Annotated in this window: 26 protein-coding genes and 1 pseudogene; 18 read left to right on the top strand and 9 right to left on the bottom strand. The window is 68.7% G+C overall.

Annotated elements, in window-relative coordinates; translation table 11 throughout:
* Positions 1-114: 114 nt before the first annotated feature.
* The gene (locus ED208_RS05430) at positions 115-1,443 is read right to left on the bottom strand and encodes a GDSL-type esterase/lipase family protein (RefSeq protein ID WP_123210864.1); all 1,329 of its coding nucleotides are present in this window, start codon (positions 1,441-1,443) and stop codon (positions 115-117) included.
* A 219-nt stretch (positions 1,444-1,662) separates the two neighbouring features.
* On the opposite strand from ED208_RS05430, the gene ED208_RS05425 reads away from it, so the two are divergent.
* Positions 1,663-2,931: a DSD1 family PLP-dependent enzyme gene (locus tag ED208_RS05425; RefSeq protein WP_123210863.1), complete on the top strand. Its 1,269-nt coding sequence runs from the start codon at positions 1,663-1,665 to the stop codon at positions 2,929-2,931.
* A 144-nt stretch (positions 2,932-3,075) separates the two neighbouring features.
* Here ED208_RS05425 and ED208_RS05420 read toward each other — a convergent pair whose 3' ends face one another.
* Together ED208_RS05420 and ED208_RS17785 are read right to left on the bottom strand one after the other, a co-directional pair.
* On the bottom strand, positions 3,076-3,645 hold the full coding sequence (locus ED208_RS05420) for a ComF family protein (RefSeq protein ID WP_199720520.1): 570 nt from the start codon (positions 3,643-3,645) through the stop codon (positions 3,076-3,078).
* A 102-nt stretch (positions 3,646-3,747) separates the two neighbouring features.
* Positions 3,748-3,906, bottom strand: a pseudogene (locus ED208_RS17785) (double zinc ribbon domain-containing protein); the annotation flags it as partial.
* Positions 3,907-4,007: 101 nt separating this feature from the next.
* Between ED208_RS17785 and bioB the strand changes: the two are divergent.
* From bioB to ED208_RS05380, 9 genes are all read left to right on the top strand, one after another.
* Positions 4,008-5,069 carry a biotin synthase BioB gene (gene bioB / locus ED208_RS05415; RefSeq protein WP_123210861.1) on the top strand — a complete coding sequence of 354 codons (1,062 nt, stop codon included), beginning with the start codon at positions 4,008-4,010 and terminating at the stop codon, positions 5,067-5,069.
* Between the two features lie 67 nt (positions 5,070-5,136).
* The gene (bioF, locus tag ED208_RS05410) at positions 5,137-6,312 is read left to right on the top strand and encodes an 8-amino-7-oxononanoate synthase (protein WP_233574864.1); all 1,176 of its coding nucleotides are present in this window, start codon (positions 5,137-5,139) and stop codon (positions 6,310-6,312) included.
* Positions 6,309-7,007, top strand: a complete 699-nt coding sequence (gene bioD / locus ED208_RS05405; RefSeq protein ID WP_123210860.1) for a dethiobiotin synthase — start codon at positions 6,309-6,311, stop codon at positions 7,005-7,007. Before bioF ends, bioD begins: the two co-directional genes overlap by 4 nt.
* A 55-nt stretch (positions 7,008-7,062) precedes the next feature.
* A complete protein-coding gene (locus ED208_RS05400) occupies positions 7,063-7,590 on the top strand; it encodes a DUF2244 domain-containing protein (protein WP_158608445.1) in 528 nt (175 codons plus the stop codon).
* A 10-nt stretch (positions 7,591-7,600) separates the two neighbouring features.
* Entirely contained in the window at positions 7,601-8,848 is a 1,248-nt protein-coding gene (coxB, locus tag ED208_RS05395) for a cytochrome c oxidase subunit II (protein WP_123211215.1), read from the top strand.
* A 49-nt stretch (positions 8,849-8,897) separates the two neighbouring features.
* A complete protein-coding gene (gene ctaD / locus ED208_RS05390; RefSeq protein WP_123210858.1) occupies positions 8,898-10,535 on the top strand; it encodes a cytochrome c oxidase subunit I in 1,638 nt (545 codons plus the stop codon).
* 5 nt (positions 10,536-10,540) lie between these two features.
* The gene (locus ED208_RS17675) at positions 10,541-10,669 is read left to right on the top strand and encodes a hypothetical protein (protein ID WP_267897943.1); all 129 of its coding nucleotides are present in this window, start codon (positions 10,541-10,543) and stop codon (positions 10,667-10,669) included.
* A complete protein-coding gene (locus ED208_RS05385) occupies positions 10,666-11,244 on the top strand; it encodes a cytochrome c oxidase assembly protein (protein WP_123210857.1) in 579 nt (192 codons plus the stop codon). Before ED208_RS17675 ends, ED208_RS05385 begins: the two co-directional genes overlap by 4 nt.
* Before the next feature lie 64 nt (positions 11,245-11,308).
* Positions 11,309-12,187, top strand: coding sequence for a cytochrome c oxidase subunit 3 (locus ED208_RS05380; protein ID WP_123210856.1), 879 nt, complete (start codon positions 11,309-11,311; stop codon positions 12,185-12,187).
* A gap of 168 nt (positions 12,188-12,355) precedes the next feature.
* Here ED208_RS05380 and ED208_RS05375 read toward each other — a convergent pair whose 3' ends face one another.
* Positions 12,356-12,601, bottom strand: coding sequence for a twin transmembrane helix small protein (locus ED208_RS05375; RefSeq protein WP_233574850.1), 246 nt, complete (start codon positions 12,599-12,601; stop codon positions 12,356-12,358).
* Positions 12,602-12,627: 26 nt separating this feature from the next.
* On the opposite strand from ED208_RS05375, the gene ED208_RS05370 reads away from it, so the two are divergent.
* The 4 genes from ED208_RS05370 to cyoE all read left to right on the top strand — a co-directional run bounded on the left by ED208_RS05370 (position 12,628) and on the right by cyoE (position 15,979).
* Complete coding sequence (locus tag ED208_RS05370; RefSeq protein ID WP_123210855.1) at positions 12,628-13,389, top strand: SURF1 family protein; 762 nt, start codon at positions 12,628-12,630, stop codon at positions 13,387-13,389.
* Positions 13,386-14,021 carry a redox-active disulfide-containing membrane protein gene (locus ED208_RS05365; protein WP_123210854.1) on the top strand — a complete coding sequence of 212 codons (636 nt, stop codon included), beginning with the start codon at positions 13,386-13,388 and terminating at the stop codon, positions 14,019-14,021. Before ED208_RS05370 ends, ED208_RS05365 begins: the two co-directional genes overlap by 4 nt.
* 85 nt (positions 14,022-14,106) lie before the next feature.
* Complete coding sequence (locus ED208_RS05360; protein WP_123210853.1) at positions 14,107-15,099, top strand: COX15/CtaA family protein; 993 nt, start codon at positions 14,107-14,109, stop codon at positions 15,097-15,099.
* Positions 15,092-15,979, top strand: coding sequence for a heme o synthase (gene cyoE / locus ED208_RS05355; protein WP_123210852.1), 888 nt, complete (start codon positions 15,092-15,094; stop codon positions 15,977-15,979). Before ED208_RS05360 ends, cyoE begins: the two co-directional genes overlap by 8 nt.
* Before the next feature lie 22 nt (positions 15,980-16,001).
* On the opposite strand, the gene ED208_RS05350 is transcribed toward cyoE, so the two are convergent.
* The 4 genes from ED208_RS05350 to ED208_RS05335 form a co-directional block, all read right to left on the bottom strand.
* Positions 16,002-16,448 (bottom strand): GDP-mannose mannosyl hydrolase, encoded by a 447-nt coding sequence (locus ED208_RS05350; RefSeq protein ID WP_123211213.1) that lies wholly within the window; start codon positions 16,446-16,448, stop codon positions 16,002-16,004.
* 20 nt (positions 16,449-16,468) lie between these two features.
* Entirely contained in the window at positions 16,469-17,440 is a 972-nt protein-coding gene (lipA, locus tag ED208_RS05345; RefSeq protein ID WP_366512207.1) for a lipoyl synthase, read from the bottom strand.
* 64 nt (positions 17,441-17,504) lie between these two features.
* On the bottom strand, positions 17,505-18,113 hold the full coding sequence (locus tag ED208_RS05340; RefSeq protein WP_123210851.1) for a thioredoxin family protein: 609 nt from the start codon (positions 18,111-18,113) through the stop codon (positions 17,505-17,507).
* Positions 18,114-18,136: 23 nt separating this feature from the next.
* A complete protein-coding gene (locus ED208_RS05335; protein ID WP_123210850.1) occupies positions 18,137-20,248 on the bottom strand; it encodes a protein-disulfide reductase DsbD family protein in 2,112 nt (703 codons plus the stop codon).
* Between ED208_RS05335 and ED208_RS05330 the strand changes: the two genes are divergently transcribed.
* From ED208_RS05330 to ED208_RS05315, 4 genes are all read left to right on the top strand, one after another.
* On the top strand, positions 20,241-20,912 hold the full coding sequence (locus ED208_RS05330; RefSeq protein ID WP_148044697.1) for a DUF2845 domain-containing protein: 672 nt from the start codon (positions 20,241-20,243) through the stop codon (positions 20,910-20,912). The genes ED208_RS05335 and ED208_RS05330 overlap by 8 nt on opposite strands.
* A complete protein-coding gene (locus ED208_RS05325) occupies positions 20,875-21,321 on the top strand; it encodes a DUF1499 domain-containing protein (RefSeq protein WP_123210849.1) in 447 nt (148 codons plus the stop codon). Before ED208_RS05330 ends, ED208_RS05325 begins: the two co-directional genes overlap by 38 nt.
* A 75-nt stretch (positions 21,322-21,396) precedes the next feature.
* On the top strand, positions 21,397-22,572 hold the full coding sequence (locus ED208_RS05320) for a saccharopine dehydrogenase family protein (protein ID WP_123210848.1): 1,176 nt from the start codon (positions 21,397-21,399) through the stop codon (positions 22,570-22,572).
* Positions 22,569-22,946 carry a DUF423 domain-containing protein gene (locus ED208_RS05315; RefSeq protein WP_123210847.1) on the top strand — a complete coding sequence of 126 codons (378 nt, stop codon included), beginning with the start codon at positions 22,569-22,571 and terminating at the stop codon, positions 22,944-22,946. The genes ED208_RS05320 and ED208_RS05315 overlap by 4 nt, the downstream gene beginning before the upstream one ends.
* A gap of 15 nt (positions 22,947-22,961) precedes the next feature.
* Here ED208_RS05315 and ED208_RS05310 read toward each other — a convergent pair whose 3' ends face one another.
* Positions 22,962-24,044: a response regulator gene (locus tag ED208_RS05310; RefSeq protein WP_123210846.1), complete on the bottom strand. Its 1,083-nt coding sequence runs from the start codon at positions 24,042-24,044 to the stop codon at positions 22,962-22,964.
* Positions 24,045-24,166 lie beyond the last annotated feature (122 nt).

Below are 24,166 nucleotides of genomic sequence, written 5' to 3'. Positions count from 1 at the left end.
CCGCGCATTGCATCGTTGCGAGACTTGCCCAGGTTCTAACCTGCGCGGCGTCTCGCGCCTCGCACTGCGCGGTTTTGACTCGCAACGCAGCAATGCAATGAGTGCCGATTCGCCCTAGCGTCGCGTGCAACGCCCCAGCGGCGGCGGCACCAGGGCTTCCAGTGGCACCGCCTGGGCCATCACATAGAAGCCCAGCGAGTTGGGGTGCAGCAGGTCGGGGAAGTAGAGCAGCGGGTTGGGTCGGCTGGCGTCCAGCGGGCTGCCCATCACCGCGTCGAAGTCGGCGATGCCTTCGACGCCGCCGTCGCTGCGGATGCGCGCATTCAGCCACTGCCGCTGGTCTTCCATGGTCGCGCGGTCCCAGCCGAACAGCAGGTCGTCGCGCGGCATCAGGGTGCCCAGCACCACGCAGAGGCCGGCGGCATGGGCGCGGTCCACCAGCCGCCGCAGGCCGGCGTAGAGCGCCTCGCCGGAGACGCCCGAGGTGAGGTCGTTGGTGCCCTCGAACAACAGCAGGCCGCGCACGCCGGAGCGGTCGAGCACGTCGCGCTGGAAGCGGTCCTCGGCGGCCGGGCCCTTGTACAGCTCGCCTTCGAGGATGCCGGCGCGGGTGACGGTATTGCTGTTGATGCCCTGGTTGAGCACGCCCATGTTGGCGCCCAGGGCGTCGAGCCGGGCGGCGAGGAAGTCCGGCCAGCGGGTGTTGGTCTCCGGCACCTCGTAGGCGCCGTCGGTGATCGAGTCGCCGAGCATCACCAGGCTGCCGGGCGAGTCGGGCGCGTGGACATCGACGCCGCTCAAAAAGAACCAGCCCAGGCTGGTCTGGCCGAACAGCAGGCCGCTCGGATCGGCGGTGCGGTCGCCGCTGCCCGGCAGGCTGACGTAGTTGAAGCCGAAGGACACCGCGTGCCAGGTCATTGGCCCGCTCTCGCCGACCACATGGAAGGACACGGCGAGGTCCTGGCCGTAGTCGTAGGCGAAGTCGAGCGGATCGCTGATCGCCTCCGCGCCCGGGGCGATCAGCACCCCCGGTGCCCCGGCGAACAGCACCGGCTTGGCGCTGCCCGGCAGCAGTGCCGGGCCGGCGGCGCGTAGTGCCAGGCTCACCGGCTCCAGGTGCAGCGGACGGTCGCCCAGCAGGTTGGAGAAACGCAGCCGCAGCCGCTGCCCGCCCACGGTGGGATGCACCACCATGCGGAAGCTCTGCTCGCGCGCCTGCTGGTTCTCGAAGTAGGTGATGGCGCCCAAGGGATCGACCGGCAGCACGCTGCTCAACGGGCCTTGCGGATACGGTCCATAGGGCGCCGCCGACCAGGCGCCGACCCAGCCGGCCTCACGGGCGCTGGCCTGATAGCGAGCCTCTGTGCTGTCCTCGCCGCCGCCGCCACAGGCGGCGAGCAGCAGGCTGAGCAGCGCGACGGCGCGCCAGTGGGCATCTTTCATTTCTTCCTCCACGGTTTCTGCGGACCGTTGTTGCAGACGCGAGCTTAGCGGCGGTGCTCGCGCAAGGCGGCGGCAGAGCTAATTTTTCCGGCGCGCAGCGGTTGCCGTCGAGGGCGTCCGGCGAGGATATTGCAAGCCGCATCGGGCCTCGCTGCGGGCGCTCCACGCTCGCCGTGCCGGCCTCTCTCATCCACAAGCAATTACGAACAGGGCGAAGACATGAAGCGGCGCACGGTGCTGTTGGGTTTGGGTGGTCTGGCCCTGGCGGGCGGTTACGCGGCCCGCCCCGGAGACCGGGGGCAGCCCTACGACGACTACTTCCGCAGCCTCAATGCCGAACTGAAGGCCAACGGTCCGATGCGGCCCAGTCTGGTCATCGACCTCGACCGGCTCGACCACAACATCGACCTGGTCGCCGCCTCGGTGAAGAAGCAGCCGGGCCGGCACTACCGCATCGTCGAAAAGTCTCTGCCCTCGCCGAAGCTGCTCGAATACATCGGCAAACGCGCCGGCACCAACCGGCTGATGTCCTTCCACCAGCCCTTCCTCAACCACGACGCCGAGATGTTCCCGGGCGCTGACGTGCTGCTCGGCAAGCCGCTGCCGGTACGCTCGGCGGAACTGTTCTACAAGACGCTCAAGGGGCCGTTCGACCCGGCCCGCCAGTTGCAGTGGCTGATCGACACGCCCGAGCGCGCCGCGCAATACCTCGACCTCGCCAAGGGTCTGGGCACCCGGCTGAAGCTCAATCTGGAGCTGGATGTCGGCCTGCATCGCGGCGGCCTGTCGGCCGGCCTGCCGCTCGCCTACGTACTCAAGCTGATCGCCGAACACCCGGAGCAACTGGAGTTCTCCGGCTTCATGGGCTACGACCCCTTCGTCGCCCTGGTGCCGGGCGCGCTGGGCACGCCGGAAGAGTTGCTGGCCAAGGTGATGGCGCGCTACCAGGCGGCGGTGGACCAGACCCGCCGCGACTATCCCGCCCTCTGGAAGGAAGGCCTCACGCTCAATACCGCCGGCAGCCCCACCTACAAGCTGCACGAGACCGAGACCCTGAGCAACGACATCTCGGTGGGCACCGGCCTGCTCAAGCCCAGTCACTACGATCTCGCCACCCTGGCCGACCATCTGCCGGCGGTCTATATCGCCACGCCGGTGCTCAAGGCCACCGGGCCGGTGCAAATCCCGGCGCTGGACGAGAAGTCGCAGATTTTCTCCTGGTGGGATGTCAACCAGCGCCAGACCTATTTCATCTACGGCGGCTACTGGATGGCGGACTACGAGTCGCCCAAGGGCTTGCAGTTCAATTCCATCTACGGCCACAGCTCCAATCAGGAGATCGTCAATGCCTCGGCCTCGGCGGGCCTGAAGGTGGACGACCAGGTGTTCTTCCGCCCGACCCAGGTCGAGGGCGTGCTCTTGCAGTTCGGCGATCTGCTGGCGGTGCGCGGCGGCAAGATCGTCGATCGCTGGCCGGTGTTCAGCTGAGGGCGGACTGTTTGCTTGTTCCCCTCTCCCCTCGTGGGAGAGGGGTAGGGGAGAGGGGGGCTGCGCGGCTGGGCGGATCGCGGCGCTAGCGAGCGGGTTCCCCCTCTCCCCCAGCCCCTCCCCCACGAGGGGGGAGGGGAGTCTTTAACTGGTGACCTTCCCCAGCGGCTGCCTGGCCAGCGCCCAGGCCTCCACCCGCGTAGCCCCGGCGGCCTTGCAGGCGCGCGCCAGTTCTTCCAGCGTCGCGCCGGTGGTCATCACATCGTCGAGCAGGGCGACGTGCAGGCCCTCGATCCCGGCGCTGACCGCGAAGGCGCCGCGCAGATTGAGCCGGCGCTGGGCCGCGCTCAGGCCGATCTGGTCGGGCGTCGCCCTGAGTCGCCGCGCCAGTGAGGGCGCGACCGGGATATCCAGCGCCTTGCCGAGGTGACGCGCGAGTTCCTGCGCCTGGTTGTAGCCACGGCGCAGCAGCCGGCCACGGTGCAGCGGCACCGGAATCAGCCGCTGCGGCAGTGGCGATTGGCGCTGCCGCAAGGCGCTCGCCAGGCTGTCGGCCAGCCAGCGCGCCTCGTGAAAGCGGGCGCTGTACTTGAGGCCCTGCAAGGCCTGGCGGCCGGGTGCGGCGTAGCGGAAGGCGGCGAAGGCGGCATCGAAGGCGCGCGGCTTCCGCTGGCAGGCTGGGCAGGGCAGGTCAGTCAGCGGTAACGCCCTCACCCCACCCAGGGCTTCGCCCCGGGTTCCCCCCTCTCCCGCAAGCGGGAGAGGGGCGCCGGTCACGGGCGATACGCCCGTGCTGAATACTTGGGGCAGGGCGCAGCCGGGGCAGGCTGGCTGGTTCCAGGGCAGGTCCGCGCGGCAGGCGGCGCAGATCGGGCCGGAGTCCGGCTCGCCGCAGAACTGGCAGGGCGCCGGCAGCAGGCTGTCAACCAATGCGGTCCAGTTCAAGTTGACAGCCCCCCGTTTCGCTGCCGACACTGCTGCTCACTGTAGGTCAAGGAGCAGGCTCCTTCCCACGGTCAGGCTGCGGGGCGCCAGGGGCGCGTCCGCAATCCGCAATCCGCAATCCGCAATCGCTCATGGCCGCCGACGCTTCCTCTGTACCAACCTCCCAGCCCGCTCTCCGCCACGACTGGACCCGCGCCGAGGTCGAGGCCCTGTTCGCGCTGCCGTTCAACGACCTGCTGTTCCAGGCGCAGAGTCTGCACCGGCAGTACCACCGGCCCAACAGCGTGCAGCTCTCGACCCTGTTGTCGATCAAGACCGGCGCCTGCCCGGAGGATTGCGCCTACTGCCCGCAGTCGGTGCGCTTCGAGACCGGGCTGAAGAAGGAGCCGCTGCTCGATGTCGAGGTGGTGCTGGAAGCCGCCCGTGAGGCCAAGGACAACGGCGCCACCCGCTTCTGCATGGGTGCCGCCTGGCGCTCGCCGAAGGATCGCGACCTGGAGCGCGTCGAGGCGATGGTGCGCGGTGTGAAGGCGATGGGCCTGGAAACCTGCGTGACCCTGGGCATGCTCAAGCCGGCGCAGGCCGAACGCCTGGCCGGCGCCGGACTCGACTACTACAACCACAATCTCGATACCTCGCCGGAGTACTACGGCAAGATCATCTCCACCCGCACCTACGAGGACCGCCTCGACACGCTGGCCAATGTCCGCGCGGCGGGGGTGAAGGTCTGCTGCGGCGGCATCGTCGGCATGGGCGAGGAGCAATCCGACCGCGCCGGCCTGCTGCAGCAACTCGCCAACCTGAGTCCGCATCCGGAGAGCGTGCCGATCAACGATCTGGTGCAGGTCGCCGGCACCCCGCTGAAGGGCGCCGACTCGCTGGGCGGCATCGAGTTCGTGCGGGTGATCGCGGTGGCGCGCATCCTGATGCCGGCCTCCTACGTGCGGCTGTCCGCCGGCCGTACCGCGATGAGCGACGAAACCCAGGCCCTGGCTTTCTTTGCCGGCGCCAACTCGATCTTCTACGGCGAGAAGCTGCTCACCACCGAGAACCCGCAGAACGCCCGCGACCGCGCGCTGCTGGTGCAACTGGGCATCCAGACCGAGGGCGCGGTGGCGCCTTCCGCCGCTGCCGAAGCGGGCGCCGGTTGCGGAGCCGGTGCGGCGGCGGCGGCGACCTCCTGCTGCGGCTGAGACAGCGCGAGCCCGCGTCTGGCGCGGGGCTGGCAAGGAGAGCGTGAACGTGGATGGAGCCTCGGCGGTGAATTCGCCTCTGGACCGGCGTCTGGCGGTGGAACTGGAGCGCATCCGGGCCGCCGATCTGTACCGGCTGCGCCGCATCGTCGATGGTGGCCACGGTGCGCGCATCGTCGTCGACGGTCGCGCCTGCCTGAATTTCTGCGCCAATGACTACCTGGGCCTGGCTGGTGATCCGCGTCTGGCGGCCGCCGCGCGCGGAGCCTTGGAGCAGGGCACCGGCAGCGGCGCGGCAGCGCTGGTGTCGGGCTACAACCGCGAGCACGCGGCGCTGGAAGAAGAGTTGGCCGACTTCCTGCGCCGACCGCGCGCCCTGCTGTTCTCCTCCGGTTGGGCCGCCAATCTCGGCGTGTTGCGCGCCCTGCTCGGGCGTGAGGACCTGCTGATTGCCGACGAACTCAACCACGCCTCGCTGATCGACGGCGGCCGGCTGTCGGGCGCGCGCTATGTCCGCGCCGCGCACGCCCAGGTCGCCGACTTCGCGCGGGCGCTGGAGGCCGCACCCGCCGACGCCGGCTGCCTGCGGCTGATCGCCACCGACAGTGTCTTCAGCATGGACGGCGACCTCGCGCCGCTGCCGGCGCTGTCCGGGCTGGCGGCCCGGCACGGCGCAGCGCTGATGGTGGACGACGCCCACGGCTTCGGTGTGCTCGGCGCTGGCGGGCGCGGCGCGCTGGAAGCCTGCGGCGCCGAGGCCGACATCCTGATGACCGGCTTTGGCAAGGCGCTGGGAACCGCCGGCGCCGCCATCGTCGGTAGCGAAACCCTGATCGAATACCTGATCCAGCGCGCCCGCACCTGGGTGTTCTCCACCGCGCCGCCGCCGGCGCTGGCCGCTGCGACCCGCGCCGCGCTGGCCCTGGTGCGCGCCGACGAGGGAGCCGAGCGGCGGGCGCGGCTGCGTGGGCTGATCGCCCGCTTCCGGGCCGGGGCCGCCCAGCTTGGTCTGCCGCTGTCGGATTCGGAAACCGCGATCCAGCCGCTGGTGCTGGGCGAGGCGGCGCGGGCGCTGGCGGTGTCGCGGGCGCTCTATGAGCGCGGCTACTGGGTGGCGGCAATCCGGCCCCCGACGGTGCCGGCCGGCACCTCCCGGCTGCGCATTACCCTTTCCGCCGGCCATGCCGAGGCGGAAGTCGATGGCCTGCTGGCGGCGCTGGCTGCCGCCCTGGCTTCGCCATGACGGCCGCGTTCCCGGCGCAGACCCTGTTCGTCACCGGCACCGACACCGATGCCGGCAAGACCTATGTCGCCAGCGCCCTGCTGCGCCGCCTGCGCCAGGACGGGCTGAAGGTCTGCGGCTACAAGCCGGTGGCCTCGGGCTGCCTGGAAACGCCCGACGGCTGGCGCAGCGAAGACGCCCTGGCGCTGATCGCCGCCAGCGGCAGCGGCGCCGCCTATGACGAGGTCAATCCCTATGCCTTCGGCCCGGCCATCGCTCCCCATCTGGCGGCGGCGGAGCAGGGGCAGGTCATCTCGCCGGCGCGCCTGACTGAAGCGCACGCACGGCTGGCGGCAAGCCATTCAGTGGTGATCGCCGAAGGGGCCGGCGGCTGGCTGACACCGCTGGGGCCGGCGCTGTTCCTGGGCGACTGGGTGGCGGCGCAGGGCTGGCCGGTGCTGCTGGTGGTGGAGTTGCGCTTGGGCTGCCTGAACCACGCCCTGCTCAGCGCCGAGGCGATCCAGCGCAGAACCCGGCTGGCCGGCTGGGTTGGCAATCTGCGTGACCCCGACCTGCCGCGCCTGCAAGGCAACCTGGAAACCCTGGAAAAACACCTGGGCGCCCCCCTGTGGCTGCAGCAGCGGGCAGGCGAGGCGCCGGCCGGGCTGGCATCCCGGCTGTTTCCGGCCTTGGAAGCCGGGCCCTCGCTGCTCTAAAATGCGGCGGCTTTGTGGCTGCGGTATTTTCCGCGGGTGTCGCAAGGCCAACCCCATGCATGCTTCGGACACCCGTCTGGTGATCGGCCCCAATGCCTCGCTGAGCCCGCGTCAGGCTCTGCTGTTCATGGCCTTGGTCTGCTCGGCGGCACTGCCGGTGGCTATCGGGTTCGCCTTGGTGGGCCTGTGGCCGATCCTGCCGTTCGCGGGTCTGGAGTTGGGTGCGCTGGCGCTGGCCCTGTGGGTGAGCCTGCGGCGCAATCGCTATCGTGAGGTCATCGACTTCGAGGCGGACCGGGTGCGGGTGGGGTATGGCTGGATGCAGGCGGGAGCGGTGGCACAGATCGACTGGCCGCGCGTCTGGACCCGCGTCGAGCTGCTGCCGGGCGGTAACCGGCACCAGCCCAGCCAGCTGCGGTTGCGGCAGGCAGGACAGATTTTGCGGCTGGGGCGCTGCCTCACCGATGAAGAACGCGAGCGGCTCCATCGCCGCCTGAAAGAATTGCTACCGCCGGTGTGGAGCTACACGCCAGCGGAGGAGTCGGAGCGAAACCCGACGCAAGAGGTCTTAACTGGAGGTTAGTGGGATGTCGATGACGAAGTGGATGCGGTCCCTGGTCGGTCTTCTGGCCGGCACGTTCGCCAGCGCGGTCGCGCACGCGGAGACGGCCCGGTCGCAATACAACCTGCCGGTCGGTGCAACCGACATCAGCGCCCAGGTGCACAGCCTGCACATGCTGATCCTGGGCGTGGTGACGGTGATCGGCGTCGGCGTGTTCGGCACGATGATCTATTCGATCATCAACCACCGCCGCAGCAAGCACCCGAAGCCGGCTGACTTCCACGAATCGACCACGGTCGAGATCGTCTGGACCATCATCCCGTTCTTCGTCCTGATCGCCATGGCGGTGCCGGCCGCCGGCACCCTGATCAAGATGGAAGACACCCGCAACGCCGATCTGACCGTCAAGATCACCGGCTTCCAGTGGGGCTGGAAATACGAATACGTGGGCCAGGACTACGAGTTCGTGTCCATGCTCTCGCCGGAGTCCAACCAGGCCCGCCAGCTCGGCGCCAACAAGACCCCGGCCGAACTGGCCCAGGTCGACGGTGGCAACTACCTCTGGGAAGTGACCAATCCGCTGGTGCTGCCGACCGGCAAGAAGGTGCGCTTCCTGATCACCGCCCAGGACGTGATCCATGCCTGGTGGGTGCACGATCTGGCGGTGAAGAAGGACGCCATCCCCGGCTACATCAACGAAGCCTGGACCAAGATCAACGAGCCCGGCACCTTCCGCGGCGTCTGTGCCGAGCTGTGCGGCCGCGACCACGGCTTCATGCCGATCGTGGTCAAGGCGCTGCCGGAAACCGAGTTCAACACCTGGCTGGCCCAGAAGAAGGGTGTCGAGGTGGCCGCCGTCGCGCCCGCCGTGTTGACCGAGGCCGCCCCGGCCGCTGCCGAGCCCGCCGCCGCCGCGCCGGTGGAAGTGGCTGCCGCGACCTCGGCCCCGGCCGCCGCTCCGGCCGCCAAGGCCTTGTCCAAGGACGAGCTGATGGCGCAGGGCAAGAAGGTCTACGAGGCCAATTGCCAGGCCTGCCACCAAGCCAACGGCGCTGGCCTGCCGCCCAACTTCCCGTCCCTGGTCGGTTCGCCGGTCGCCAACGGCGACGCCAAGGCGCATGTCGGCCAGGTGCTGCATGGCAAGACCGGCGGCGGCATGATGCCGCCGTTCAAGCAGCTCACCGACGCTGAGGTTGCGGCGGTCGTCACCTACGAACGTCAGTCCTGGGGTAACAAGGGCTCGGTTGTGCAGGCTTCCGACGTAGCGGCGCTCCGCTAAGCGCGAAGCCCGCTGGTCCCCCCGTTTCGAGAATTGCAGGAGTTTCGCCATGGCCCACGCCCACGCCCACGACGGTCACGATCACGACCACCACCACGGTCCCGACAAGGGGATCATGCGCTGGATCAAGACCACCAACCACAAGGATCTGGGCACGCTGTATCTGTGCTTCTCCTTCATCATGTTCTTCATCGGCGGCCTGATGTCGCTGGTGATCCGCGCCGAGCTGTTCCAGCCCGGCCTGCAGTTCGTGGATCCGGAGTTCTTCAACTCCATGACCACCATGCACGCCCTGGTGATGATCTTCGGCGGCGTGATGCCGGCCTTCACCGGCCTCGCCAACTGGATGGTGCCGATGATGATCGGCGCCGGTGACCTCGCCCTGCCGCGCGTCAACAACTGGGGCTTCTGGATCCTGCCGTTCGGCTTCGCGATGCTGCTGTCCACCCTGTTCATGCCGGGCGGCGCGCCGGCGGGTGGCTGGACCATGTATCCGCCGCTGGTGCTGCAGACCGGCAACGCCTTCCCGATGCTGATCTTCGCCGTGCACTTGCTGGGTATCAGCTCGATCACCGGTGCGATCAACGTCGTGGTGACCATCCTCAACATGCGCGCGCCGGGCATGACCCTGCTGAAGATGCCGCTGTTCGTCTGGACCTGGCTGATCACCGCGTACCTCCTGATTGCCACCATGCCGGTGCTCGCCGGCGCGGTCACCATGCTGCTCACCGACAAGTATTTCGGCACCAGCTTCTTCACCGCTTCCGGTGGTGGTGACCCGGTGCTGTTCCAACACATCTTCTGGTTCTTCGGCCATCCCGAGGTCTACATCCTGATCCTGCCGGCCTTCGGCATCGTCTCGACCATCATCCCGACCTTCGCCCGCAAGCCGCTGTTCGGCTATGCCTCGATGGTCTACGCCACCGCCTCGATCGGCTTTCTGAGCTTCATCGTCTGGGCGCACCACATGTTCACCGTCGGCATGCCGCTGGCGGCGGAACTGTTCTTCATGTTCTCCACCATGCTGATCGCCGTGCCCACGGGCGTGAAGGTGTTCAACTGGGTGGCGACCATGTGGCGCGGCTCGATGACCTTCGAGACCCCGATGCTGTTCGCGCTGGGCTTCGTGTTCCTGTTCACCCTCGGCGGTTTCTCCGGCCTGATGCTGGCGATCACCCCGGTGGACTTCCAGTACCACGACACCTACTTCGTGGTTGCGCACTTCCACTACGTGCTGGTGCCCGGCGCGGTGTTCTCGATCATCGCCGCCATCTACTACTGGATCCCGAAGTGGACCGGCCGCATGTACAACGAGAAGCTCGGCAAGCTGCACTTCTGGCTGTCGGCGATCTTCATCAACGTCACCTTCTTCCCGCAGCACTTCCTCGGCCTCGCCGGCATGCAGCGCCGCGTGCCCGACTACAACGTGATGTTCACCGACTTCAACGTGGTGTCGTCGATCGGTGCCTTCGCCTTCTTCTTCAGCCAGTTCATCTTCATCGGCAACATGCTGGTGTGCATGTTCGGCAAGCGCGACGGCAAGGTGTCGGACCGCGTCTGGGAAGGCACTCACGGTCTGGAGTGGACGGTGCCCTCGCCGGCGCCCTACCACACCTTCGAGGATCCGCCGCAGGTCGGCGAGAACGGTGAGCCGGTGAGCGCCGGCCAGACTGCCAAGGCCCACTGAACCCCATGACTCAGCCCGCTCCGCAGCAGGATCGTGAACAGGCCCGGCGCAATCTGCGCCTGGCCCTGATCCACGTCGTGCTGGCGCTAGGGTTTCTCGCCGGTTTCGTCTGGATCACTGTGGCGCAGCGATGAGCGCGGACCTCGGCCCGGCGGAAACCAAGCGCCGCAAACGGCGCAGCGTCTGGGAACTGGCGCTGCTGACGGTGGCGATGTTCGGTTTCGGCTTCGCCATGGTCCCGCTCTACAACGCGCTCTGCGAGCTGACCGGCCTCAACGGCCGCGACAAGGGCATGCAGATCGTCGCCAGCGTGCAGGAGCAGCCCGACCTCAACCGCGAGGTGACGGTGCAGTTCCTGACCGTCGTCAACGGCGGGCGGGAATGGGTATTCAAGCCGGCCGTGTCGGAAATGAAGGTGCATCCGGGCCAGCTCTATACCGTCAACTTCGTCGCCGAGAACCAGCTGGATCAGGACGTGGTGGGGCAGGCGGTGCCGGCGGTGACGCCGGGCAAGGCCGCCCGGCATCTGAAGAAGACCGAGTGTTTTTGCTTCAACCAGCAGCCGTTCAAGGCCCGCGAGGCCAAGGACATGCCGGTGCGTTTCATGCTCGACCCGGAACTCCCGGCCGATGTCCACACCGTCACGCTGTCGTACACGTTTTTCGATGTCACCGAACTGGCGCAGCGCAGCGCCAAGCCGAACGGCTAGGCTGCACAGGCCCAGTCGCTAGAATTCGCCGCACAACTTTTCAGGTCTCAAACAGGGAATCGCCATGTCCAGCCCCGCTCCAGCCAACGGCCAATCACGCTACTTCGTCCCCGACCCCAGCGCCTGGCCGTTCATGCTCACCGCCGGCTTGGTGACGCTGATCATCGGCGTCTGGAGCTCGCTGGAGGACAAGAACCTCGGCGCGCTGCCCTACTACCTGGGCGGCGGCTTCGCGGCCTTCATCATCTTCCGCTGGTTCCGCGGCATCGCCCTGGAAAGCGAGGGTGGCAAATACTCGTCGCAGGTCGACATGACCTACCGCATGGGCATGGCCTGGTTCATCTTCTCCGAGGTGATGTTCTTTGCCGCCTTCTTCGGCGCGCTGTTCTACGCCCGCGAAATCTCCCTGCCCTGGATCGGCGGTGAAGGCGCCAAGGGCGTCGCCAACCTGCTCTGGGACGGCTTCGAGGCGTCCTGGCCGTCCAATGGCCCGGCCAACCTCGGCGGCTACTTCGAGACGGTGTCGGCCTGGGGTCTGCCCTTCATCAACACCTGCCTGCTGCTGTCCTCCGGCGTGACCATCACCTTTGCTCACCACGCGCTCAAGGACAACAAGCGTCTGGCCTGCATCCTGTGGATGTGGGCGACCGTCGCCTTCGGTGTGGTGTTCCTGTACTGCCAGGCGGTGGAATACATCCACGCCTACCACGCCCTCAATCTGACCCTGCACAGCGGCGTCTACGGTTCCACCTTCTTCATGCTCACCGGCTTCCACGGCATGCACGTGACGCTGGGTACGCTGATGCTGATCGTCATCACCATCCGCCTGATGCTCGGTCACTTCAAGCCGGATTCGCACTTCGGTTTCGAGGGCGTGGCCTGGTACTGGCACTTCGTGGACGTGGTCTGGATCGGCCTGTTCGTATTCGTCTACGTGCTCTGAGCGAGCGCCTGGATACGAGAAAGCCCGGCATTGCCGGGCTTTCTTTTTGATTTCTGGTCCGGGCTTGCGTCTGCCGTCCCTGGCGCGACTTCAGTGCCTCGATCTACCACCGGAGCCGACATCCATGTCCGCCCGCTGAGCCGGGAACCTGTCCACTGGACAGTTTCCTTATCGCGTCAGCCCATGCGGCTGGATCCAGCCGAGGAAGTAGGCCAGTGCCAGGAAGGCGATCAAGCCGACCTGCAGGCCTACCCGCCAGGTGAGCGCGTTCAGAGTGCGGCGCTCGCTGCTGGGGTCGCGGATCAGGTAGGACATGCCGAAGAACAGGGCGACGACGATGGCGATCAGGAAGGCGACGATGGCGAGCTTGGGAATCATGCGGAAACCGGAACCGGCGTTGGCGATTGCGGTCATGGTATCCGCATCGCCGCGCTGAACCCATGACTCCGTCCCCGCCTCCCCCCGCCACTCCGCCATTCCGCCTGCGCTTCCGCCCTGCCTGGTGGGCGGTGCTCGGGACGCTGCTGCTGGGCGGCGCCATGCTCGCCCTGGGCTTTTGGCAATACGGTCGCGGCCAGACCAAGCAGCGCCTGCTCGACCGCCACGCCGCCGCCGCCGCGCAGGCGCCGGTGGCCCTGCTGGCCGACAGCGGCAAGCCCGCTACCGGCGAGGTGCGCCGCGTCTATGTCGACGGCGTCTACCGCTCGGAGCTGTCGGTGCTGCTCGACAACCAGAGCAGCCACCGCCGCCCCGGCACCCACGCCTGGACGCCGCTGCAGCTCGCCGACGGCAGTCTGGTGGTGGTGGATCGCGGCTGGCTGCCGCTGGATGTCGAGCGGGTGCCGCCGGCGCCCGAGGGCCCGCAGCGCCTGGAAGGTTACTGGCGGCCCTTGCCGCAGCCGGGCATGCGCCTGGGAGCGGCCGGCGCTGCCTGCGTGCCGGGCGCCGCGCTGCCGGCGCGGCTCAACTACCCCGACCTCGCCGAACTGCGCTGCCGCCTGGGGTCGAACACCCGCGACGGTCTGCTGGAACTGGCGCCGGAACTGCCCGGCGGCTTCGTCCGCGAATGGAGTCCGGCCGGCGTCGATGCCATCCCTCCCCAGCGCCACTACGGCTATGCCGCACAATGGTGGGCTTTCGCGGCGACGCTGCTGGGGCTGTTCATCAAACTCAATCTCAAGAAAGTACCCGTCCAACCATGACTGCCACCGTGCCGCCCGGCCATTCCCAGCTCCGTTCCCGCGCCCAGCTGATCCTGCTGGCCGTGCTGTTCTTCGCGCCCTTCGTCAGCGCCTACATCGCGGTGTTCGTGTTCGACTGGCGCCCCGGCGGCGAGCGCACCAACTACGGCCAGCTGGTGACGCCGGCGCGGCCGACGCCGGTGATTGCGCTGCGTGACGCCGCCGGCCAGCCCCTGGCCAGCGATCCGCTGCGCGAGAAGTGGAGCCTGGTGCAGCTGCTGCGCGGCCCCTGTGACGAGGCCTGCCACCGCGAGCTGGTGCTGAGCCGCCAGACCCGGCTGGCCCTCGGCCGCCAACGCGAGCGGGTGCAGCGTGTGCTGATCGCCGACGATCCGGCACGCCTCGCCGAGCTGCGCGAGCGCCTGGGCGCCGAGCAACCCGGCCTGCTCTGGCTGCTCGACGCCGAAACCGGCCCGAAAGCCTTCGAGCAGTTCGCCGATCTGCCCGCCAACGCCCTGCTGGTGCTCGACCCGCACGGCAACTGGCTGATGTGGTACCCGCCGGTGGGTGAAGGGGAAGCGGCGGTCCAGCAGGACTTCAAGGGCCTGCAGAAGGACATCAACAAGCTGCTCAAGCTCTCCCACATCGGCTGAGCGGCCAAGGCCCGTCCGGCACCGAAGCCTTACAATCGCGCGCCCGCAGGCGCACCCCCCAACGGATTTGCCCATGTTGTCCGGTATGTCGACCTTTCGCCGCCTCAACCTGCTGACCATCGCCCTGTGCTTCGTGGTGATCGTGTTCGGCGCCTACGTGCGTCTCTCCGATGCCGGCCTCGGCTGCCCGGACTGGCCCGGCTGTTACGGCCACTTGGGCGTGCCCAGCAGCGACCAGCACGTCGCCGAAGCCAACGCGGCCTACCCGGAACGCCCGGTAGAAGCGCACAAGGGCTGGAAGGAGATGATCCACCGCTACATCGCCTCGACCCTGGGCCTGCTGATTGTCGCGCTGGCCCTGCTGTCGCTGCGCCTGCGCGGGCAGGGTGCGCCGAAAGTGTTGCCCTGGGTGCTGGTGGGCCTGGTGATCTTCCAGGGGGTGCTGGGCATGTGGACGGTCACCTGGCAGCTCAAGCCGCTGGTGGTGACCGGCCACCTGCTGGGCGGGCTGACCACACTGTCCCTGTTGGCCTGGATGTGGCTGTCGAGCCGGCCCTCGCGCGGGCAGGCCGGACCGCCATTGCCGGGCTGGCTGCGCAAGCTGGCGGCGCTGGGGCTGGTGGCGGTGGCCGTGCAGATCTTCCTCGGCGGCTGGACCTCGACCAATTACGCAGCGCTGGCCTGCCCGGACCTGCCGACCTGTCACGGCCGCTGGCTGCCGGAGACCGATTACCGGGAGGCCTACACGCTCTGGCGCGGCCTCGGCATCAACTACGAGTATGGCGTGCTCGACAACCGCGCGCGCGTCACCATCCACTTCACCCACCGTCTGGGAGCGATCCTGCTCAGTCTGATCCTGGTGAGCCTGGCGCTGGCACTGATACGCCGTGGCGGCCACTGGTATCGCTACGGGCACGCGGTGATCGGCGCGCTGGCGCTGCAGGTGCTGATCGGCCTCAGCGTCGTGCATTGGCAGCTGCCGCTGCTGCTCGCCGACGCCCACAACGCCGGCGCGGCGGTGCTGCTGCTGAGTCTGGTGGCCCTGAATCACGCCGTGTTCGGACGCCGCCATGACTGAGGCCGCCGCCACCGGCCCCGTTTCCCTGCTGCGCGAGTATTACGAGCTGACCAAGCCTCGGGTGGTGATGCTGCTCACCCTGACTGCGGTGATCGGCATGTTCCTCGCGGTGCCGGGCCTGCCGCCGCTGGCGCTGCTGTTCTGGGCCACGCTCGGGGTCACCCTGCAACAGGCCGCCGCCGCCGCCATCAACCAGATCATCGACCGTGAGGTCGATGCCCGCATGGCCCGCACCTGCGGCCGGCCGCTGGTCACCGGTCGCATCGGCGTCACCGCCGGCATCGCCTTCGCCACCGCGCTGGGCCTGGCCGGTTTCGTGATCCTCTGGTTCCTGGTCAACCCGCTGACCGCGCTGCTGACGCAGCTGGGTCTGGTCGGCTACGCCGGCATCTACACCCTGTGGCTGAAGCGGGCGACCCCGCAGAACATCGTCATCGGCGGCGCCGCCGGCGCCATCCCGCCGGTGATCGGCTGGGCGGCGATGACCGGCGAGGTGCACGCGCATGCGCTGATCCTGTTCGCGATCATCTTCGCCTGGACGCCGCCGCACTACTGGCCGCTGGCCATCGCCCGCAAGGACGAATACGCCGAGGCCGGCATCCCCATGCTGCCGGTGACCCATGGGGTCGAGTACACCCGCACCCAGGTGCTGCTCTACACGCTGATCCTGTTCGCCGTCGCCCTGCTGCCGTTCGCCAGCGGCATGAGCGGCTTCCTGTACCTGTTCGGTGCGCTGGCTCTGGGACTGATCTTCATCGGCTACGCCTGGCGGCTGAAGTTCCGGCCGGTGCCGGGCCTGGAGATGCGCACCTTCGGCTACTCCATCGTCTACCTGATGGGCCTGTTCATGCTGCTGCTGGCCGACCACTACCTGCGCTAGGTCTAGCGGCTCCGGAAAGCGATCAGGGGAAGTAGGCCTTCACATTGGCGTGCACCTCGGGGCTGCTCAGCAGCTCCGCCAGCGGCCACCAGCGCAGTTCGCGGTGCTGGCGGTCGGCCGGGGCGAAGTCGCCGTCCAGGCCCAAGTGATGCGCCAGCACCACGTAGTGGGTGCTGAGGCCCGGCTCGCACGCGAAGTTGGTCGTGTAGTGGTGCTCGTAGACGCCCAGCAGGCTGGCCTGGCGGCGCTCCAAGGACAGGCCCAGTTCGTTGCGGGCGATGCGGGCAAACGCGGCGTCCAGGGTTTCGTCTTTGCGAATCACCCCGCCGGGCACGAACCACAGCCCGCGCGCCGGCTCGTTCTCGCGCAGTCCCAAGAGCACGCGGCCCTGGGCATCGCGCAGGATCAGGTCGATGGAAACCAGCGGCGCGTGGCGCACCACCTGCAACCAATCGGCGCGTGGAAGCAGCGGCGCCTCCGGGCGCGCGCTCATCCCACCAGACCGTGCGCCTGCTGGTCGGCGTGATAGCTGCTGCGCACCATCGGCCCGCTGGCGACATGGGCAAAGCCCATAGCCTCACCGAGCACCCGCAGGCGCTCGAATTCGTCGGGGTGCACGAAGCGGGCGACCGGCAGGTGGTGCCTGCTCGGTTGCAGGTACTGGCCCAGGGTGAGCATGTTGACGCCGTGTGCGCGCAGGTCGCGCATCACCTGCTCGATCTCCTCGATCTCCTCGCCCAGACCCAGCATCAGGCCGGACTTGGTCGGCACCTCCGGGTGCAGTGCCTTGAAGCGCTCCAGGAGATCCAGCGACCACTCGTAGTCGGAGCCGGGGCGTGCCTGCTTGTAGAGGCGCGGCACGGTTTCGAGGTTGTGGTTGAAGACATCCGGCGGCGCGTCCTTGAAGATCGCCAGCGCCGGGTCCATGCGTCCCCGGAAGTCGGGCACCAGCACTTCGATCTGCAACTTCGGCGAGGCCGCGCGCGCCTCGCGGATGCAGGCGGCGAAATGCGCCGCGCCACCATCGAGCAGGTCGTCGCGATCGACGCTGGTGATGACCACGTAGCGCAGCCGCATCTGGGCGATGGTGCGCGCCAGCTTGGCCGGCTCCTCGGTGTCGAGCGGCTTCGGTCGGCCGTGGGCAACGTCGCAGAACGGGCAGCGGCGGGTGCAGATGTCGCCCATGATCATGAAGGTGGCGGTGCCCTTGCCGAAGCACTCGCCGAGGTTGGGGCAGCTCGCTTCCTCGCAGACCGTGTGCAGATCGTTGCTGCGCAAAATCTCCTTGATGCGCTCAACCTCCGGACTGGTGCCGAGCTTGGCGCGAATCCATTGCGGCTTGCGCAGCGGCGCCGTGGTCGCCTCGATCTTCACCGGGATGCGCGCCATCTTGTCGGCGGCGCGCAGCTTCACGCCCGGGACCAGGGGCGCAGGCTTGGGCGGCAGGGTGGGTGTGGACACGAAGGGCTTCCAGACGCGAGCAGGCAGCCATTTTACGGCCTCGACGGCCGTCGCAGTCCGGAACTCAGTATTTCACCGAGCAGCCATAGGGTTTGGTGACCGCCACGGTCACCGGTTTGCCGGCGAGAACCTCGTCGAGCGCGTTCTTCAGATAGGGCGTGGCGGCCGGGATGTCTTCCGGATCGGCGCTGGCGATGCTGTCGATGCCGCCGGCGTAGGCGAGCTTGCCGCTGGGGTCGATGACGTAGAGATGCGGGGTGGTCTTGGCCTGGTAGAGACGACCCACCGTCCCTTGGTCGTCGAGCAGCACCTGGGTCGGGCTGGCGCCGCGCGATTGGCTCAGGGCCCGGGCGCCGGCAGCATCGACATGCCCCTGTTTGCCGGGCGCGGAGGAGATCACCGACAGCCAGATCACGCCCTGGCCGGTGTAGCTCTTCTGCAGCGACTGCATGTTGCCGCTGCCGTAGTGCTTCTTCACGAAAGGGCAGCCGTCGTTGGTCCATTCCAGTACCACGGTCTTGCCCGGGTAGTCGGCGAGCGCGTGGGTCTTGCCGTCGGAGCCGGGCAGGGAGAAGTTCGGTGCCGGCTCGCCGACCTTGACGGCGGCCTGGGCGTTCACCGCCAGCAGGGCGGCGGCGAGGGACAGCGACAGCTGGCGGACGAAGGAAGGCATGGCGGCTCCGTGGCGGGCGTGGTTCAGGGTGGCAGGGCGTCGATGACGATCTGCGGAGTTAGGACTTGCGGCAGCACCCGGGGTTCCCCGCCACGCGGATACAGCAGGTACAGCGGTACGCCGTTGCGGCCGAACTCGGCCAGGGCCTGGGTGATGCGCGGATCGCTGGTGGTCCAGTCCGCCACCAGGGTGACCACGCCGGCCTCGGCGAAGGCCTCGCGCACCCGCTGGGAGGCCAGCGCGCCGCGCTCGTTGACCTTGCAGGTAATGCACCAGTCGGCGGTGAAGTCGACGAATACCGTGCGGCCCTCGGCGCGCAGGGCGGCGACCCGCTCCGGGCTCCAGGCTTCCTTGGTCGATGCCGCGCTGGCGGTCGCCGGCTGCACGCGCAGCAGCGGCGAGGCCAGCACATAGCCGGCGGCGAGCAGGGCCAGCGCGGCGATCAGGGTGCCGGCGAGCTTGCGGCCGGGGCGGCCCAGCAGCCAGACCGCCAGCGCCACTGCCACCAGTCCGCAGGCGGTCAGGCCCAGGGCGTCGGCGCCGGCCTGGCGGGTCAGCACCCACAGCAGCCAGGCGACGGTGAGGTAGAGCGGGAAGGCCATCGCCTGCTTGAAGGTGAGCATCCAGGCGCCGGGTCGGGGCAGCGCGCGCGCCAGCTTCGGGAAGTAGCCGATCAACAGGAAGGGCAGGGCGAGGCCCAGGCCGAGTGCCGCGAACACCAGCAGCGCCACCGGCACCGGCTGGGTCACCGCATAGCCCAGCGCCGAGCCCATGAACGGCGCGGTGCAGGGGCTGGCCACCACCACCGCCAGCACGCCGGTGAAGAAGCTGCCGGCCAGGCCGGACTTGCTGGCCAGGCCGGAGCCCACGCCCATCCACGCGGTGCCGATCTCCAGCAGCCCGGACATCGACAGGCCGAGCGCGAACATCAGGTAGGCCAGCGCGGCGATGAAGGTCGGCGACTGCAATTGAAAGCCCCAGCCGAGCGCCTCGCCGCCGGCGCGCAGGGCCAGCAGCACGCCCGCCGCGAGCACGCAGCTGAGCACCGCGCCGGCGGTGTAGGCGAGTGCGCCAGCGCGTTGCTGGGCGCGTGCCTGACCGGCGCTTTGCGCGAGCGAGAGCGCCTTCAGCGACAGCACCGGGAACACGCAGGGCATCAGGTTGAGGATCAGGCCGCCGAGCAGCGCGAACAGCAGGGCCGGCAGCAGGCCCGGCGGGGCTGTGGCGGTCTGGGTGGGGGCCTCCGGCGTGACGCGCGCACCCGGCGGCGCGCGCTCGGTAAGGACCGGCGCGACCGTCCCGGCGACGGCACTCAGCTCGTAGGCGCGGCGCTGGCCACCCTGCTCCAGCACCAGCACGCCCTCGACCAGCTTGGGCGCGTCGAGGAAATAGCTGGACAGCCCCTGGCTCAGGCGCAGGCCCTGGGTGTCCACCGCCAGCTTCTGCGGCGCGGCGTGATTGACCAGATCGTTGGCGTAGGGAAAGAACTCGATCACCTCGGCCTGATCGAGGTCGTGCGCCTGCACGGCCAGCGACAGGCTGTCGCCGGCGATCTGGTACTGCGCCTGCCAGCCGGACGGTGCCGGCTCCGGCAGCGCGGCGCGGGCGCGCTCGAAGGCGGCGGCCTGGGCGGGATCGAGATCGGCGCTGCCGGCGACCACCGGCAGGGTCAGCGTCAGCGTGGCTTCGCCCGGGATGCAGACGTCCTTGCAGACCAGCCACTTGGCCAGCACCCGCAGCGGCAGCGGCCGGTTCAGCGGCCAGTCGCCGGGGACTGCGATGCTGACCAGGTGCAGGGTCTCGTCGTCGTAGCCGTAGTTGGTCAGCTCGCCCAGCGGCGCGCGGTGTGGCGCCGGCCACTGGATCGGGCCGGCGCTGACGCCGGCCGGCAGCGTCCAGTTGAGCTTGGTGGCCAGCCCGGAGTCGCCGGGATTGCGCCAGTAGGTATGCCAGCCGGGCTCGGGCGTCAGCTTGAGCGCCACCAGGCTGTCGCCGCCACGCAGCAGGGCGGTGGTTTCGGCGACCAGTTCGGCCCGCACATGGGGCTGCGGCGCCGGGTCGGCGGACCAGGCGAGGCTGGCGCAGGCGCTCAACAGGCCGGCAAAGAGGAGGCGGGTAAGGGGTTTTATGTCCATGGGGCGCGATAATGACCCAATGAATACGATCGGGTTCCAGACTGCGGTTGCAAGACCGCCGCGTTGGCGGTGGTTGGTGCTGGCGGCGGGCATCTTAGCCGCGTCGCCGTCTTCGGCGGGCTCGCTGCGCTGCGGTTCGCGGCTGGTGGACGAAAACGCCCTGGCGGCGGAGCTGCTCTCCGCCTGCGGCGAGCCCAGCCTTCGTGACCAGTGGAGCTATCAGCTGCCGCAGGGCGGTTACGTGGCTGACACCGAGGTCTGGGTCTATGACCTCGGTCCCAGTCAGCTGCTGCGGCTGGTGAAGCTGCGCAATGGCCGCATCGTCGAAGTGGAAACCGACGGCTACGGCTTTGCGCCGGACAGCGCACCACGCTGCGAGCCGCGTGCGCTGACCGAAGGCCTGTCGAAATACCGCCTGCTACGCCGCTGCGGCGAGCCGCTGACCCGGCGTTCCGAGAACGTGCTGCGGCCGCTCTACAGCCGGCCTGAGATTTACCGTCATAGCAGCGATCCCTATGCTTACCGCAATCAGTACGTGACCCCGGCCTACCGCGAGGAGTGGGTTTACAACTTTGGCTCGCGGGCGGCGATGCGCCTGGTGGTTCTCGAGGATGGATGGGTGACTTATGTCGAACAGTTGGACCGCGGTTTCGATCCTCGCTAGCACGCTGGCGCTGAGTGCCTGCGGTCTGGGCTCGCCGGTGCTGCGCGCCGCCGACGGCAAGCTCGCCGCCTGTCCGCCAGCGCCGCACTGCGTCTCTTCGCTGGCCAGCGGTGAGCAGCAGGTGGCGCCGCTGCGCTACACCGGCGCTGCGGCTGCCGCCCGCGAGCGCTTGGCCCGCACCATCGCCGGACTGCCGCGCTACGCGGTGCTGCGCAACGAGGGTGACTACCTCTACGCCAGCTACACCAGTCCGCTGATGCGCTACGTCGACGATCTGGAGTTGGTGTTTTCGCAGAGCGAGCCCGGGCGCATCGAGGTCCGCTCGTCCAGCCGCATCGGCTACTACGACTTCGGCGCCAACCGCGCGCATGTCGAAGAGTTGCGTGCCGCGTTCAAACCCTCGCCCTGAGCATCGCGCGGCCCAGCGGTCGCGTTCTTTCCTTCCTGCCCTTCACCGCCGGCGCTATCGCGCCGCCGCCAGCCCATGACCGACCGCAGCTACGATTTTGTCCTGTTCGGCGCCACCGGCTACACCGGTGGCCTCACCGCCGAATACCTGGCGCGCCACGCGCCGCGCGGCGCCCGCTGGGCGCTGGCCGGCCGCAATCGCGACAAGCTCGACGCGGTGCGCGCCCAACTCGCCCGCATCAATCCGGCCTGCGCGGCACTGGAGCTGCTGGTGGTGGACGCCCGCGACTCCGCCGGTCTCGCCCGGGTGGCGGCGCAGAGCAAGGTGGTGGTCAGCACCGTCGGCCCTTATGCCCTGCACGGCGAGCCGCTGGTACGCGCCTGCGCCGATGCCGGCACCCATTACTGCGATCTCACCGGTGAGCCGGAATTCGTCGACGCCATGTGGCTGAAGTACCAGGCCGTCGCCGAGCGCAGCGGCGCCAGGCTGGTGCACTGCTGCGGCTTCGATTCCATCCCGCACGATCTCGGCGCCTACTACACCCTGCTGCAGCTGCCGGAGGCGGTGCCGGTGCAGATCGAGGGCTACGTGCGCGTCGGCGGCCGCTTCTCCGCCGGCACCTATCACTCGCTGATCAATGCCTTTGCCCGTGCCCGCGACTATCTCAAGATCAACCGCGAGCGCCGGCTGCGGGAGACCCGGCCGCTGCTGCGCAAGATCGGCGGCAGCCGCAGCCGGCCGCGCTACGACCGGTCACTGGGCAGCTGGGTACTGCCGATGCCGACCATCGACCCGCAGATCGTCAAACGCAGTGCGGTGGCGCTCGAGCGTTACGGGCCGGCGTTCCGTTACGGACACTACCTGCAGGTGAGCAAGCTGCCGCAGGCGGTCGCTCTGGTGGCCGGCGTCGGCGCGCTGTTCGCCGGCGCCCAGTTCAAGCCCAGCCGCGACTTCCTGCTGTCGCGCCAGACCTCCGGTGAAGGTCCCAGTGCCCGGCAGCGCGAGCAGGGCTGGTTCCGGGTGCGCTTCATCGGTGAAGCCGGCGGCCAGCGGGTGGTGGTGGATGTGAAGGGTGGCGATCCCGGTTACGGCGAGACCGCCAAGATGCTGGCCGAATCGACCCTGGCGCTGGCCTACGACAAGCTGCCAGCGCGCGCCGGTCAGCTGACGCCAGTGGCGGCGATGGGCGATGCTCTGCTGGTGCGGCTGCAGAACGCCGGGATCAGCTTCGAGGTGGTGGAACGGACATGAGCTTCGCGCAACTGGCCCTGCTGAGCGGGGCGATCTACGGTTTTCTCGGCGTTGCCCTGGGCGCGTTCGGTGCCCACGGCCTGCGCGAGCGGCTGACGCCGGAACTCCTGGCGGTGTGGAAGACCGCCGTCGAGTATCAGTTCTACCACGCGCTGGCGCTGCTGCTGGTGGGCTTGCTGGCCAGCCAGCGGCCGTCGATCGCGCTGACCAACGCCGGCATCTGCTTCGCGCTGGGGGTGCTGGTGTTCAGTGGCAGCCTGTACACGCTGGCGCTGTCCGGCCTGCGCTGGCTGGGGGCGATCACGCCGGTCGGCGGCCTGCTGCTTCTGGCCGGCTGGGCGCTGCTGTTCTGGGCTGTGCTGAAGCGCTACTGACCCCGGGCTCTCTGCCTAGAAGGAGCCGCGCCCCAGCGAGGACAGCTGCTGGCCCATGGTCTTGAGCATGGAGCTGGTCATCTGGTCGGCGATGCGCTGGGCGGCGTTCATCACCACCCGCTCGGCTTCCTCGGCGGCGGTCTGACGCACCAGCTGCAGGGCCTGTTCGAGACGCTCGTTCTGCGCACGCAGGACCGCATCGAGATTGGCCTGCAGCGAGGTCAGGTGCTGCTCCAGGGTCTGCGCCAGGGCATTGGTGCGGCTCTTGGCGGCCTCCTGGGCGAGATTGCGCAGGCGCTCCTCGCTGCCGGTGCCGGCATTCAGCTGGCCCAACTGCTGGCGCAGGCCCTGCATCTCGGCCAGCAGTTCCTCGCGCAGCGCGGCGAACCGCGCCTCGGCCTCTAAACGCAGCTGTTCCAGGGCATCCGATGCCGGGCTGGCGGCCTCGCTGGACAGCGTCGGCACCGCCGGCAGCTCGGGCCGTGCCGGCGGGCGCGGTTCGCTGGTCTGCGGCATGGCGTCGCGCAGGGATTTCATGACCGCCTGCTGGATCGCCACCGCCGGTTCGCGGATCGGCTGCACCTTCGAGGGCGTGATCGGCGCCGGCGTGGCCGTCACCGTGCCGGACTTGGCCGGGATCGCCGCCATCAGCCGTTCCATCATGCTCGGCGCCTCGCGCGCCGGTGCGGGCTCCGGCTGCAGGCGCGGTGCCAGACTGGCGAAGTCGGCGTCCTGGTTGGAGAGGTTGGCCAGCACGCCGGCGATCTGCTCCGGGCTGGGCGGCTTCTGCAAGACGTCGGTGGCGCCGCGCAGCTTGGCCTGGTGGACGAAGTCCTCACCCTCGTTGGACGAACAGATGACCACCGGCAGCGCCGAGGTCAGCGGGTCGGCGCGAATCACCTTGAGCGCCTCGAAGCCATCGACGCCCGGCATGATGTGATCGAGAAACACCACGTCCGGCAGCGGGCCGGCCAGCTGGCGGTAGGCATCCGCCGCGCTGTCCGCCGTGTTGACCTTGTAGTTGAAGCCTTCCAGAAACTTCCGGAGGGCGAAGCGGGCCGACTTGGAGTCGTCCACTACGAGGGCAGTCTTGATCATGGGGAGATTTCTTATGAATCGTGCGTCAAACCTACCACTCCCCAGCGGCAGGGCCAAGCTGCAAATTGAGCCTCCTCGGCGTCCAGCCGACGAACTGCGCAGAGGGTCGGTGTCGGCGGCTT

The sequence above is a fragment of the Stagnimonas aquatica genome (assembly GCF_003730135.1).
Taxonomy (GTDB): Bacteria; Pseudomonadota; Gammaproteobacteria; order Nevskiales; family Nevskiaceae; genus Stagnimonas; species Stagnimonas aquatica.
This window is presented reverse-complemented; position numbering and strand designations above follow the sequence as displayed.

Excerpts from the sequence above, each read along its gene's own strand:
- ED208_RS05430 (WP_123210864.1), bottom strand. The coding sequence starts at position 1,443 with ATGAAAGATGCCCACTGGCGCGCCGTCGCGCTGCTCAGCCTGCTGCTC.
- ED208_RS05425 (WP_123210863.1), top strand. The coding sequence starts at position 1,663 with ATGAAGCGGCGCACGGTGCTGTTGGGTTTGGGTGGTCTGGCCCTGGCG.
- bioB (WP_123210861.1), top strand. The coding sequence starts at position 4,008 with ATGGCCGCCGACGCTTCCTCTGTACCAACCTCCCAGCCCGCTCTCCGC.
- bioD (WP_123210860.1), top strand. The coding sequence starts at position 6,309 with ATGACGGCCGCGTTCCCGGCGCAGACCCTGTTCGTCACCGGCACCGAC.
- ED208_RS05400 (WP_158608445.1), top strand. The coding sequence starts at position 7,063 with ATGCATGCTTCGGACACCCGTCTGGTGATCGGCCCCAATGCCTCGCTG.
- coxB (WP_123211215.1), top strand. The coding sequence starts at position 7,601 with ATGACGAAGTGGATGCGGTCCCTGGTCGGTCTTCTGGCCGGCACGTTC.
- ctaD (WP_123210858.1), top strand. The coding sequence starts at position 8,898 with ATGGCCCACGCCCACGCCCACGACGGTCACGATCACGACCACCACCAC.
- ED208_RS17675 (WP_267897943.1), top strand. The coding sequence starts at position 10,541 with ATGACTCAGCCCGCTCCGCAGCAGGATCGTGAACAGGCCCGGCGCAAT.
- ED208_RS05385 (WP_123210857.1), top strand. The coding sequence starts at position 10,666 with ATGAGCGCGGACCTCGGCCCGGCGGAAACCAAGCGCCGCAAACGGCGC.
- ED208_RS05380 (WP_123210856.1), top strand. The coding sequence starts at position 11,309 with ATGTCCAGCCCCGCTCCAGCCAACGGCCAATCACGCTACTTCGTCCCC.
- ED208_RS05375 (WP_233574850.1), bottom strand. The coding sequence starts at position 12,601 with ATGACCGCAATCGCCAACGCCGGTTCCGGTTTCCGCATGATTCCCAAG.
- ED208_RS05370 (WP_123210855.1), top strand. The coding sequence starts at position 12,628 with ATGACTCCGTCCCCGCCTCCCCCCGCCACTCCGCCATTCCGCCTGCGC.
- ED208_RS05365 (WP_123210854.1), top strand. The coding sequence starts at position 13,386 with ATGACTGCCACCGTGCCGCCCGGCCATTCCCAGCTCCGTTCCCGCGCC.
- ED208_RS05360 (WP_123210853.1), top strand. The coding sequence starts at position 14,107 with ATGTCGACCTTTCGCCGCCTCAACCTGCTGACCATCGCCCTGTGCTTC.
- cyoE (WP_123210852.1), top strand. The coding sequence starts at position 15,092 with ATGACTGAGGCCGCCGCCACCGGCCCCGTTTCCCTGCTGCGCGAGTAT.
- ED208_RS05340 (WP_123210851.1), bottom strand. The coding sequence starts at position 18,113 with ATGCCTTCCTTCGTCCGCCAGCTGTCGCTGTCCCTCGCCGCCGCCCTG.
- ED208_RS05330 (WP_148044697.1), top strand. The coding sequence starts at position 20,241 with ATGTCCATGGGGCGCGATAATGACCCAATGAATACGATCGGGTTCCAG.
- ED208_RS05335 (WP_123210850.1), bottom strand. The coding sequence starts at position 20,248 with ATGGACATAAAACCCCTTACCCGCCTCCTCTTTGCCGGCCTGTTGAGC.
- ED208_RS05325 (WP_123210849.1), top strand. The coding sequence starts at position 20,875 with ATGTCGAACAGTTGGACCGCGGTTTCGATCCTCGCTAGCACGCTGGCG.
- ED208_RS05320 (WP_123210848.1), top strand. The coding sequence starts at position 21,397 with ATGACCGACCGCAGCTACGATTTTGTCCTGTTCGGCGCCACCGGCTAC.
- ED208_RS05315 (WP_123210847.1), top strand. The coding sequence starts at position 22,569 with ATGAGCTTCGCGCAACTGGCCCTGCTGAGCGGGGCGATCTACGGTTTT.
- ED208_RS05310 (WP_123210846.1), bottom strand. The coding sequence starts at position 24,044 with ATGATCAAGACTGCCCTCGTAGTGGACGACTCCAAGTCGGCCCGCTTC.